General features: G+C 34.0%; 12 protein-coding genes, 1 other RNA gene and 1 pseudogene. 10 read left to right on the top strand and 4 right to left on the bottom strand.

Annotated elements, in window-relative coordinates; genetic code table 11:
• Window positions 1–177 precede the first annotated feature (177 nt).
• The 6 genes from gpmI to ssrA all read left to right on the top strand — a co-directional run bounded on the left by gpmI (window position 178) and on the right by ssrA (window position 6,329).
• Window positions 178–1,719 carry a 2,3-bisphosphoglycerate-independent phosphoglycerate mutase gene (gene gpmI / locus BUB90_RS17465; RefSeq protein WP_073289735.1) on the top strand — a complete coding sequence of 514 codons (1,542 nt, stop codon included), beginning with the start codon at window positions 178–180 and terminating at the stop codon, window positions 1,717–1,719.
• Between the two features lie 171 nt (window positions 1,720–1,890).
• Window positions 1,891–2,136 (top strand): preprotein translocase subunit SecG, encoded by a 246-nt coding sequence (gene secG, locus BUB90_RS17460; protein WP_073289734.1) that lies wholly within the window; start codon window positions 1,891–1,893, stop codon window positions 2,134–2,136.
• 519 nt (window positions 2,137–2,655) lie between these two features.
• Window positions 2,656–4,872 carry a ribonuclease R gene (gene rnr, locus BUB90_RS17455; RefSeq protein ID WP_073289733.1) on the top strand — a complete coding sequence of 739 codons (2,217 nt, stop codon included), beginning with the start codon at window positions 2,656–2,658 and terminating at the stop codon, window positions 4,870–4,872.
• A 66-nt stretch (window positions 4,873–4,938) separates the two neighbouring features.
• A complete protein-coding gene (gene smpB / locus BUB90_RS17450; protein ID WP_073289732.1) occupies window positions 4,939–5,406 on the top strand; it encodes an SsrA-binding protein SmpB in 468 nt (155 codons plus the stop codon).
• 122 nt (window positions 5,407–5,528) lie between these two features.
• The gene (locus BUB90_RS17445) at window positions 5,529–5,840 is read left to right on the top strand and encodes a hypothetical protein (RefSeq protein WP_073289731.1); all 312 of its coding nucleotides are present in this window, start codon (window positions 5,529–5,531) and stop codon (window positions 5,838–5,840) included.
• A gap of 127 nt (window positions 5,841–5,967) precedes the next feature.
• Window positions 5,968–6,329, top strand: a transfer-messenger RNA (tmRNA) gene (ssrA, locus tag BUB90_RS17440).
• A gap of 248 nt (window positions 6,330–6,577) precedes the next feature.
• Here the strand turns inward: ssrA and BUB90_RS23605 are convergent.
• The 4 genes and pseudogenes from BUB90_RS23605 to BUB90_RS17420 all read right to left on the bottom strand — a co-directional run bounded on the left by BUB90_RS23605 (window position 6,578) and on the right by BUB90_RS17420 (window position 10,024).
• A complete protein-coding gene (locus tag BUB90_RS23605; protein WP_170865527.1) occupies window positions 6,578–6,715 on the bottom strand; it encodes a hypothetical protein in 138 nt (45 codons plus the stop codon).
• A gap of 354 nt (window positions 6,716–7,069) precedes the next feature.
• A pseudogene (locus BUB90_RS24455) lies at window positions 7,070–7,219 on the bottom strand (recombinase family protein); the annotation flags it as partial.
• 478 nt (window positions 7,220–7,697) lie between these two features.
• Complete coding sequence (locus BUB90_RS17430) at window positions 7,698–8,150, bottom strand: hypothetical protein (RefSeq protein ID WP_073289730.1); 453 nt, start codon at window positions 8,148–8,150, stop codon at window positions 7,698–7,700.
• Window positions 8,151–9,394: 1,244 nt separating this feature from the next.
• Window positions 9,395–10,024: a superoxide dismutase gene (locus tag BUB90_RS17420; RefSeq protein WP_073289729.1), complete on the bottom strand. Its 630-nt coding sequence runs from the start codon at window positions 10,022–10,024 to the stop codon at window positions 9,395–9,397.
• 409 nt (window positions 10,025–10,433) lie between these two features.
• On the opposite strand from BUB90_RS17420, the gene BUB90_RS17415 reads away from it, so the two are divergent.
• The 4 genes from BUB90_RS17415 to BUB90_RS17400 all read left to right on the top strand — a co-directional run.
• A complete protein-coding gene (locus BUB90_RS17415) occupies window positions 10,434–11,009 on the top strand; it encodes an SF0329 family protein (protein WP_073289728.1) in 576 nt (191 codons plus the stop codon).
• Between the two features lie 88 nt (window positions 11,010–11,097).
• Window positions 11,098–11,598 (top strand): putative signal transducing protein, encoded by a 501-nt coding sequence (locus BUB90_RS17410; protein ID WP_073289727.1) that lies wholly within the window; start codon window positions 11,098–11,100, stop codon window positions 11,596–11,598.
• Between the two features lie 162 nt (window positions 11,599–11,760).
• Window positions 11,761–12,342: a helix-turn-helix domain-containing protein gene (locus BUB90_RS17405; RefSeq protein WP_073288671.1), complete on the top strand. Its 582-nt coding sequence runs from the start codon at window positions 11,761–11,763 to the stop codon at window positions 12,340–12,342.
• A 41-nt stretch (window positions 12,343–12,383) separates the two neighbouring features.
• Window positions 12,384–12,615 (top strand): IS3 family transposase (locus BUB90_RS17400; RefSeq protein ID WP_139241771.1); only part of this gene is annotated, 232 nt, incomplete at its 3' end.

The raw sequence follows: 12,615 nt of genomic DNA, 5'->3' as shown, positions 1-12,615 counted from the left end.
AGTGATTTTGGGCTAAATTCAATTAGTCTAAAATTATCGAAAAGCGAACTACGTATGGACTCTCTTGGTTATTTACATAATTTCTTAAAGAGAGACCTAGCGTTATGATACATGTATGGTGGAAAAATCTTTTCCATCTCATGCATAATACATTTCAAAGAAAAAGGAGTAAGTATCATGAGTAAAAAACCTACAGTTTTAATGATCTTAGATGGTTATGGATTAAATGACAAACAACAAGCAAATGCAATTGCTAATGCAAAAACACCAGTTATGGACAAGTTAATGGCTGAGTATCCTTTTGTTAAAGGATATGCAAGCGGTTTAGCAGTAGGACTTCCAGATGGTCAAATGGGTAATTCAGAAGTTGGTCACCTTAACATGGGCGCTGGAAGAATTATATATCAAGAGTTAACAAGAATCACAAAAGAAATCGAAGATGGTGATTTCTTTAAAAATGAAACTTTACTTGCAGCTATTGAAAACTGTAAAAAAAACAATACAGATTTACACCTTATGGGACTTCTATCCGATGGTGGTGTTCATAGCCATAATACACATTTATATGGCTTGCTAGAATTAGCTAAACAAAACGGATTAGAAAACGTGTATGTACATGCATTCTTAGATGGTCGTGATACAGCGCCTACATCAGGAAAAGGCTTTGTTGAAGAATTAGTAGCTAAGATGGAAGAAATCGGCGTTGGTAAAGTTGCATCCGTAAGTGGTCGTTACTATGCAATGGACCGTGATAATAGATGGGATCGTGTAGAAAAAGCATACAATGCTATGGTTCTTGGTGAAGGTGAAAAGGCTGAATGTGCTATCTGTGCAGTTCAAAATTCTTATGATAAAGGTGAGAATGATGAGTTCGTACTACCAACTGTTGTAGGCAAAGATGGCGAGACAGCTACGATCAAAGAAAATGACTCAGTTATCTTCTTTAATTTCAGACCTGACCGTGCTAGAGAATTAACTAGAGCGTTCTGTGATGAAGCATTTGACGGATTCAGTAGACAAAAAGGATTCCTTAAATTAACTTTTGCATGTTTTACTGAATATGATGCTACAATCCCTAACAAAATCGTTGCTTTCAGTAAAGTAGCAATTACTAATACATTTGGTGAGTTCTTAGCTGCTAACAATATGACACAAGCAAGAATCGCAGAAACAGAAAAATATGCTCATGTTACTTTCTTCTTCAATGGTGGAGTAGAAGAACCAAACAAAGGCGAAGAGAGAATTCTTGTAAAATCTCCTAAAGTGGCAACTTATGATCTACAACCAGAGATGAGTGCATTCGAAGTGTCAGACAAATTAGTAGATGCAATTAAATCAGACAAATATGATGTAATCATCGTTAACTTCGCTAACCCAGATATGGTTGGACATACAGGTATTCAAGATGCGGCTGTAAAGGCTGTTGAATCGGTTGATGAATGTGTTGGTAAAGCATATGAAGCATTATTAAGCGTTGATGGTCAAATGTTTATCTGTGCTGACCACGGCAATGTAGAACAGTTACTAGATTATGAAACAGGAGCACCATTTACAGCGCATACAACGAATCCAGTTCCATTTATCTTAGTAAACTATGATAAAGACTACACTTTAGCTGAAAATGGCTGTCTAGCTGACATCGCGCCTACATTAATTGAGATGATGGGGATGACAAAGCCAGCAGAAATGACTGGAAAATCATTATTAATTAAGAAATAAGCATAGTCTATAGTAGGGTTGCTATACAAAAATAAGCAACCCTTTTTATGCCAATGAAATATATGTTGAAAATCTAAAAAAATTATGGTAGAATTAAGCTAATTGTTTAGTGATTATAGCAATTACTATACGTAAGGTGTTATACAAGAAGATATACAGGAGGTGTAATCGATGGCAGTATTAGAAACTGTAATAATGGTAATATATGCGTTAGTTTGTATCGCGTTAACAGTTATCGTACTTATGCAAGAAGGTAAATCAGCAGGTTTAACTGGTGCAATTAGTGGTGTGGCTGACACATACTGGGGTAAGAACAAAGGTCGTTCTATGGAAGGAACGATGGAGAAGTTTACTAAAATCTTAGCTATTTTATTCATTCTTCTATCAATTGTTCTTAACTTAAATATCTGGAAATAAGCGATACGTAATAGTCGGTTATCCATTTCTTAAAGGGCTGAATGTTCACAAACTGAATAAAATTCAGTTTGACATTGGCTAGCTTGAAGAGACTAGTTTTTCTCGTGAGCTTTACAGAATGAAACGTGAATATTTAGAATAATATAGGACAAGTCATTATACATTAGAGCATCCTTCATCTTTAATTATGAGATGAAGGATTTTTTTCTGACATTTTGATTAAATGTTGGAAAATTAACCAAAACGTAGTATAATGTAACTAAATAGAAGCAGCGAAGCTGATTCAGAGATTACACGAAGTATAAGACAAAACTCCGACAAGAGTTATTAGTTAACAGGCTTTGTTAATTCACCCGATTAGTTAGCGGAACTTCAATTAATTTGATTAAGCTTTCAGTAGAATAAATCAATATAATAGGGATAAAATAAAAAAGAGTTAATAAAAATTACAGTATATATTTTTAGTGCTGTAATTTCTAAATATAACAAGCCTTGGCTTGAAGGCGGGAGGTTGTTACTATGGATCAAACATTATTAGAAATTAAGAAACAACTTGTTTTAAGTATGATGGAAGATAAGAAGTACAAACCATTAAGGTTTAAAGAAATTGTTGGAGTTATGCAAGTGCCCAAAAATGAAAAACAGGACTTGAAAGAGGTATTAGATTCCTTAATCCATGATGGAAAAGTTACGTTAGATACCAAAACTAGATACAAATTAGCAAATGCTAATCTAAAGGTAGGTACATTCTCAGGAACACAACGTGGTTATGGATTTGTATCAATTGAGGGAGAAAAAGATGATATCTTTATACCGGAGAGTGCAACGAGAGGTGCGCTGAATAAAGATATTGTTCAAGTTATGATTAAAGATGAACAAACGGGAAAACGTAAGGAAGGGGAAATTGTTAGTGTTGTCGAGAGGGGCAACACGGATATCGTAGGTACTTTCCAAAAGAGCAAGAATTTTGGTTTTGTGGTTCCTGATAATCTAAAGCTTGGTAAGGATATTTTCATTCCTAAGGAACATACCAAAGGTGCTGTTACAGGCCATAAAGTAGTAGTTAAGATTGTAGATTTTGGTAGTAAAGATAAGAGTCCGGAAGGTAGAATTACAGAAATTATTGGTCATATCAATGACCCAGGTGTAGACATTATGTCCATTATTATGGCTAATAATCTACCTCTTGAATTCCCGGATACAGTTTTAAGATCGCTAGATTCAATACCAGAAGAAGTAACTAGTGCAGATATTGGAGGCAGAATGGATATTCGTGATCTTCAAACAGTGACGATTGATGGAGAAGATGCGAAAGATCTTGATGATGCAATTACAATATCTAAGAATGGTGATAAATACACATTAGGTGTTCATATTGCAGATGTTACGAATTATGTGAGAGAAGGAGAACCGCTTGATGTGGAGGCACTTAAGCGAGGCACAAGTGTCTATCTAGTAGATCGTGTAATACCGATGTTACCACATAAGTTATCTAACGGAATCTGCTCTTTGAATGCGGGAGTAGACCGTTTAGCATTAAGTTGTTTTATGGATATTGATCAAAAAGGTAATGTTGTAGGTCATAAGATTGCAGAAACTGTTTTACGTGTAGATCGTAGAATGAGCTATACTAGCGTTAAGAAGATTCTAGAAGATAAAGATGAAGCAGAGATAGCAGAATATAAAGAGTTGATTCCGATGTTTGAATTAATGCAGGAATTAGCAACGCTACTGCGTGACAAGAGACACAAACGAGGGTCAATTGATTTCGATTTTCCAGAAAGCAAGATTGTCTTAGACGAAAAGGGTAAACCAATAGAAATTAAAGCATATGAAAGAAATTCAGCTACTAAGATTATCGAAGATTTCATGTTGTTAGCAAATGAAACTATTGCCGAAGATTATTTCTGGCAAGAGATCCCATTTGTTTATCGTACCCATGAGAATCCTGACGCAGAGAAGATTCAGAAACTAGGTATCTTCATCAATAATTTTGGCTATAGTATTAAGATAGGTCAAGATGAAATCCATCCGAAAGAATTACAAAAGTTACTATCTAAGATAGAAGGAACACCAGAAGAGGCTTTGATTAGTCGTCTAACATTACGATCTATGAAACAAGCGAAATACACGGTTTCTAATGATGGGCATTTTGGTTTATCAACAAAATACTATTGTCATTTTACTTCCCCAATTCGTCGATACCCAGATTTACAGATTCACAGAATTATCAAAGAGAATCTGAGAGGTAAGTTGAATGAAAAGAGGATTTCTCATTATAATCGTATATTACCTGAAGTATCAAAACAATCAAGTTTGATGGAACGCCGTGCGGATGAATCAGAAAGAGAAGTTGAAAAACTAAAGAAAGTAGAATACATGAAGCAATACATTGGTGAATGCTTCGAAGGTGTAATCTCTGGTATCACTACTTGGGGTATGTATGTAGAATTACCTAATACCGTTGAAGGTATGGTTCGTGTTAACAGTATGGAAGGTGATTATTATTATTACGATGAAGAGCACTATATGATGATTGGTGAACATACGAAGAAGATGTATAAACTTGGACAAAAGGTAACTATAGAAGTAGTTGGTTGTGATCGAGCTTTACGTACTATTGATTTTGAATTAGTAGAAGATGATAGTACTGAAGAAGATCATGATGAAATTAATGAGAAAGCAATTATGGATCTAGTACACAAAGACGATTCAGTAAAGGAAACTGCACAGTAGGGGATTCTTGCAGTCGATATGATTTTTAGATTGTTTAATAATAGTTTGGAAAGGATAAGTATAAGTATGTCAAAAGAGAGTATTAAGCAAATTGCAAATAACAAAAAAGCATACTTTGATTATTTTATTGAGGATAAATATGAAGCGGGTATTGTTCTTCATGGAACAGAAGTAAAGTCACTTCGTATGGGTAAGTGTAGTGTGAAAGAATCCTTTATTCGTGTTGAGAATGGAGAGCTTTACATCTATAATATGCATATAAGTCCATATGAAAAAGGAAATATATTCAACAAAGACCCTTTACGTATTAAGAAATTGCTTCTTCATAAGTATGAGATCAATAAGATCAGTGGTCAAATGCAACAAAAGGGATATACAATTGTACCTTTAAGTGTTTATCTTAAGGGAAGTCTTGTTAAGATGGAAATCGGCTTAGCAAGAGGTAAAAAATTATATGATAAACGACAAGATATTGCGAAGAAGGATCAACGTCGTGAAGCTGAGAAAGATTTTAAGATTAAGAATCTGAATTAGTTTTTACTATTGAGAATGCTATGAACTTATGACTGTTACATAAATATACTATTTATGTAATGGTCATTTTATAATTTTATTACGAGATTTTGATGCGAGGGTAGGAGGCCTGGAGGTACATAATGATAGATAGAGAAAACTTTATTAATATTAATTTTCTTAAGAAAGAGATATTCACTGGAAGTTTGAATGGAATGAGATACAGAATTAAAAAAGAAGTGACAGAGGGGGAGGAGCCTATAACATCACTTTTGGTAACCATATGGCCGCATCCATATAATTTTGCAAGTACAGAGGACAGTTTAAAAGTAAACAAAGAATTTGAATTTACTAAAGGGGGAGTCAAAGAAGCGGCAGATTGGTTAAACCAGTCGTACATAGAGAAAAAGGAATATTGGAAGCAAGCATGCATATGGAATGTATTAAAAGAATAATGGTCAGTAATATAACAGTATAAATTACTGACCTCTTGACAAAACTATTATCATGTTATATTATAATTACACGTCTGTTTACCAGCTATATCGAAAGATACATTCTATGTAATAGAATATTAATTTCGGGGTTGTACTGGTTTCGACGGGGGTTTTGAAGTTGTGGAAGCCATTCGTGGACTAGGACCACGTAAAAACTTAGAATTAAATATAAACGCAGACGAAAATTTAGCGTACGCTGCCTAGCGGCAGCTGTCGACCTTAAGCCACTCGCTGCTTAAGGACTCGGCATCAAACTTGCGAGGCACTTTGTCTTCAAAGCTTTGAGAAGATAAAAGAAACATGAAGCTACCAAAGCTAATAGCCTGTTAGCCGGCGATTAGTAGAGGGAACAGCAAACTTCGGGTTTGCATAAAAGACTGACTGTAATGGGAGATGCTACAATGAATGGGCTTTCGGACAGGGGTTCGATTCCCCTCAGCTCCATCTATTGTATCCACGTACATGTTGAGATCGAATCTCCAGTAGATTTCAACGTACTTTGGATAAACAACAACTTTGTAAACATAAGTCTTGATGATTCGTTTTTGTTCATCAAGTCTTTTGTTTTTTATATCCATGTCATTACCCATATTGGATCTAAGGAATTCTTTACTAGGAATCTAAAGCTTTTCACATTGCTTTTTCGTATAATCGATTCTATCAATAATATCAATCTTAAGTGCTTCAAGCTCATTCTAAGCTTGCTTTGTTGATGGCGTAGAGATGCCGTTCATAATTGCTTCAACAATATTATTAATTTTTGCTTCAACACTTTTTAATTTCTTATTAAGTTCTTTTAATTCATTAGGAGCAGATTTAGCAAAATCCATCATCCCCTTATGAATGATTTCAATAATTTTATCTAAACCACCATCAGATAATTCTCTATCGAGAGCATCTATTACAATTGCTTCAACAAGATCCTTTCTAATATCTTTAGCGTCACATTCTTTCTTTGCTTTACGAGTATTACATTTATATGTAACTCTGTTTTGCTACGTCCACTTTTATTCTTGTTTCCACACATACTCCCGCCACATTTTCCACAGTAAATTAAGCCACTTAACAAGTAGCATTCTTTTGCTTTAGCTTGTCCACCAGCCTTTAATTTTCTTTCATCGTATATTTATTAACTTTATCCCATAGCTCGTCTGAAACAATTCTAGGGACTCCATCAGGTATTTTAATTATGTCATCACCGGCGATATCTTTTTTACTCCGTTTTCAATGATTCGCTTTTCTTTACCATATACATATACTCCCTTATACTTTTCATTACGTACAAGAGTATTAATAGTACCAGTAGTAAATGATGTATTGTATTTGGTCTTATAACCATTATTATCAAGTCAAGTCTTAACCTCTCTGGTAGTTGAACCGCATGCAAGCATATTGTAGATGGTTCTTACAGCTTCGGCTTCATGTTCGTTAATCATATACCTTTTATCTGGTCCAACGTCAGAACCAAAAGCTGGATTTCCACCAGTGTGCTTACATTCGAGAGTATTCTCTTTTACATTTCAATAGGGGTAAGTAACATAACTAGGGCTGTTAATATATTCCGTAGTCAATTTAAGTGGAAATAGGATGGGCAAGGTTGGTTTAGTAACCCTTAAATAGCTATTAGGATAGGACATAAGCGCAGAAATGACGCAAGCTACTGAGCAAGCGCCATACTGCAAATTAAAGTAATAGTATAAACAAACACATCATAATACATAATTAGAATACAATACATTTATTGGACTCCTCTATATTTGATTGAAAGATTAAATATACATAAAAAGGCTGCCCTTAATGAGGCAGCCAGTAACATTAATCAATATAAACAGCATAATTATCAATAACAGCTAGGTTACTGCCTATATTTTTTACTACAACCATGTAATTGCCGGTTTTTGGTATTCCAAAGCCGGAACTAACTTGATCAGTATTGTACCATGTATCTTCATATACAGTTTCATTTGTATCTTTATTTATTATGTAAAATTTAAAATCAGTGTAAGTTAGTGAGTGAAACAGCAAAGTAAATCCTTGTCCTTCTTTAGCATAAAAATTAGAATTGTTTTCATTATTGGCTAATCTAGTTTGATAGTTTGGGTTTAATAAAAGCATATCATTAGTGTCATAATAGAACCACTTCCCATTACCAATTTGTTCAACATAAGCAATTGTAGCAGCTGAAGCTGAAATAGGAGATAAAAATGGGTTTATTAGCAAAGTTCCCGCAAGTGCAAGTGTAGCAAAAGATTTTAATAATTTTTTCATATAATTACCACCTTTCAATTTGTATAGGTGAATTATATAATAAAAAGAAAAATATGTAAATACAAAAAATAACAAATAGTAAAATAATACCATTTATAGTCGGTTAACAAATTTTTATGTAAATAAAAAAGGCCATCTAGTCTTATATTATTTTACTGCAATCAATGTGGCATGCAAAGGATTTTTAAATAATTGAAAGACTGGAGTTGTGAAACTTCACCCCAATCTTTATTATTGAGCTATTTTGTATTTGTAATAACATCCTTCTATACTATAATTGATGATACTGGTTTTTTTTGTGTGCGACCAAGCATGAGCGAACTCTTACGAACGAAAGTCACGAGTGTGCCTTTGTAGGAATCACATAGCCAAACATAAGGAGGTCTATCGTGTGGTGGAATCTGATGGAAGTTGGAGGCAAACTCTGCTCAGAAGGACAGAAATCACATATAATGCAGTTCATAGTAGAATAAGGCACACATAACAAACTGTAGCCCCAAACTACTAAAATCGGCCTTAATACGGAGCAGTAGAGTGATTAGAGCTGAGATAAAAAATCATTAAAGATTTTAAAATGTAATTTCTCGTCTAGCGATAATCTTGCAAGCATTTTTGATACATATGGATCGTGTATTATTTTGGATTGTTCCGCATACGCTTGTGTGGCGAATAGCTCTGTCTCGGCATTTTTGGACAGGATCGTACGGATGTCATAGCTATAATCCACCATATTACCGCTCCAGTATGATTCTGGAGTGGAAGAACGGATTTCTGGTTGCCCGCCAAGAAGAGTAATAAGTTTCCCGATTATAGAAAAGTGGTGTTGTTCAACAATTGCTATGCGTTGAATCACGCGACGTTATACTTATAATCATTACTAATTATCCAAGATTGATACAGGTATTGATGCACGGTAGTCATTTCGCTTGTAGCAGCAGCAAGGTCTGGCATGAGGTTTTGAGCATACTGTAAATTCTTTGCTGCAACAGTGATTGGAGGATACCAATTAGAGTATATGACTGGATAAGAGTCTGGATTTGTATGGATATTATATTGAATATTTTTGATGTAATGTTCTCCTAAGATGGAAGAATAAAGTATTTTAGTAATCTTTATGAAGAAGAATATGAATGTAGAACTGTATGTTTGGATATACATTATAATCTATGTACCGTATTAGGACTTGCTGCCCTTATTATATTAAGTTAGAATATAAGGACAGCAGTATGCGAAACTAACTTCTATTAGATACCAAAACACCTCATATAGTGTTTGTTAGCATTATCCCAATTCACTACATGAAACCAGTCATCAATGTAGTCTGCTCTTAAATTGTAGTGTTTAAGATAATAGGCATGTTCCCAAACATCAATGTTTAGTACAGGACACATTCCGAGAGGTAAGGGGGTATCTTGATTTGGGGTCGTAATGATTTTAAGTTGTCCAGCTGCATTTACTACAAGCCAAGCATAACCGGATCCAAATACGGAAAGAGCCGCTGCTTTGAACTGTTTAAAAAATGAATCTATCGATCCAAATTCTTTAGATATTTCTTCGGCTAGCAAACCAGAAGGGCATGAGTTGACAGCATTTATAAGATTGTTAAAATAAAACTGATGATTGTAAACACCGCCTCCATTGTTCCTTACTGGTGTTTGTATGTCTTCTGGAAGGCTTGGAATATTTACGATAAGTTGCTCCAGTGTCCAAGCGTGGAACTGAGGATAGTTACTTAAAGCATTGTTTAGATTATCAATGTAGGTTTGTAAATGTTTGTCGTGATGCAGTCTCATCGTTTTTTCATCAATATAAGGTTCCATAGCATTATAGCTATATGGCAATTGTGTGTTTATAAATTTATAATGTTCGTTCATGCAGGAAAAACCTCTTTTTTATTTAATCTATGCATATAAAACTTACATGTTAAAGCTTAGATGTATTTTGATAATTAATAACTGATAATTTCAATTAGTAAGATTTGTTCTAAGGTAGATAATATTTGAACTGCGAATCAATTTTGGTAAAGGAAAAAAATAATTTCTAAAAAAATGAATATTTAAAATTAATATTGATAGTTAGTGAAATATAAAGTATAGTAAAGATGTTTATTAAGAAATCGATATAAACAATAGAGAGTGTATTTGATGCTAAAATATTATAAAACAGCAAAGTGTATCAAGTAAATAATTGGTTATATTGAAAAAGCCAAATGTATAATTTGGTTTAACAAGAATTAATTAAGTTTGAATCAATAAATCATTGAAATAGAAAGAGAGTTTAATAATGGCTTGGAGTAAGACAAAACAACAATTAGAGAGTTTTATATGTGACGGATTAAAGGGGAGGGTGGAGTATCGATCCACTGCATATAAATATGCGGCCGATAAATCAGGTAAATGTTATATTACTGTGGACAAAAAAGAAGTGTTTGCAATGAGTGAGGCTAAGTCTGTAGTAACTTGGTATAAACTAGAACAAGAGATTAAAAAAGATTCCAGTATTCAAGTAGAAGTCACTGAAGATGAGATACAAGCCATACGTAAAGAATTAGGAGATACAATCCCTACGGATCGGTTAGAGGTCATAGCAAAGAATAGAAGGCAATCAGAAGTGGCTAAGCAAATTATGACGGCACAGACAGCATTGAGTAAATCTGATTTTTATCAAGCTGCTAATACTTTCTTATCTAGCAGTATTGATAACTGTGTGAATGGTAATGATATTATATTGAACATATTAGCATTGATAGATCGTAGGGTTGGTAAGAAGAGGCTACGTGATTTAAGGAGTCGAATTCAGATGAAACACCCCATTGTACAATATTTTTATAAATTAAGATGTGAAGTAGAAGGAATTTAGAAATTAATATGTTCATGGAGCGAAAACGGAGTATAATAGGTATAGATAATAATATTAGATATACCATATGTTTAAGGAGGAGTTCCATATGTATTGTCCAAGATGTAAAGCAGAGTATACAGAAGGAATTACGGAATGTAAGCAGTGTAAGGTACCATTAGGGACAAATACGAATGAGATTGATTTAGAAGAAAATACAGAGGTAACGGCAATTAAGCCAATCAAATTGACTTCGGTAGCGAATGACATAGAGGCTAAGATGTTACTATCCTATCTACAAAGTTATGGTATATCTTGTTATAAGAAAGATGTTAAGATCGGTGGATATATGAATCTATATATGGGATATTCAATCTTTGGTGAGGATATCTATGTAGACGTAGATGAATATGATATCGCAGTAGATTTACTCCAAAGTATGGAGGATAGCAACTTAGTAGAAGAATCTAAGAAGGATTGCAACAATCTAGACGATGAATCCAATAGTGTGAATATACCATTCTTCAAGAAAAGGACTTTAGTGGCAAGGATTATATTGGCTTTAGCTGTAATTAGTACCGTGTTGTGCATTGTGATTGATAATCTTTAATAAAGTTTTCTTGATAGCGAAAAGAAATAAACGTTATAGTATAAAATTAAGATAAAATAAAAATATGAACAAGAACAAAAAATCCCGTTTAAAACATACGATTATGAGCCGACCCCCAAAAGTTAGACCTAAAAAGTCGAACGATTGGGAGGTCGGTTTTTTATGGCTAAATATGACTATACATTTAAAAGAATGGTTGTAGATGCATACAACAACGGGGAAGGTAGTTATAAATTTCTATGTGAAAAATATTCTATTCCGGATACCAAAAACTTACGTAAATGGGTTGCTGCATTTAATTCACTAGGTAATGAAGGATTAATGCGTTCCAGAAAAAATCAAACATATTCTTTTGATTTTAAACTTCATGTGGTAGAGTTATATTTATCAAGTGAGGTCTCTTATCAGGAGTTAGCCTTATTACAAGGCATTAACAATCCAGCACTTCTTACTAAATGGGTAAATGATTTTAGAATAACTGGACCTGAGGCTTTGAGACCTAAGAAGAAAGGTAGTAAAAAAACTTTGGAGTCGAATAATAAGAAAAAACAAGTACAGTCAATGCCAAATATTATTCCTGTAGATACAAGCACTGAACATGTAAAACAACTCGAAGATGAACTTTTAAAACTTAGGATCGAGAATGCTTATTTAAAAGAACTGAGGAGGCTGCGTTTAGAGGAGGAAACTCTTCTGAAAAAACAGCGAGAATCATCCACAGCCTCCGAGGAGATTTCAAACTAAAAGATATTCTCGCAGTTGTCGGCTTTCCAAAAGCAACCTACATGTATTGGAAAAAAAGGTTTAGTAGAGAAAATCCAAACATGGAACTTGAAGAAAAGATCGCCGAGCTTCATGTAATCCATAAAGACTTTGGATACAGACGCATGTTAGGTGAGCTTCGCAAAGAAGGATATTTAGTAAATAAGAAACGTGTACAAAGAATTATGCAAAAATTATCCTTGCAAGTTACTTCTTTTACAAGAAAAAGTCGTAAGTATAGTTCATACAAAGGAA

Origin of the sequence: Anaerosporobacter mobilis DSM 15930, assembly GCF_900142955.1 — a bacterium.
GTDB lineage: Bacteria > Bacillota > Clostridia > Lachnospirales > Lachnospiraceae > Anaerosporobacter > Anaerosporobacter mobilis.
The sequence above is the reverse complement of the archived record's forward strand: the minus strand, read 5'-3'. Positions and strand labels throughout refer to the sequence as shown.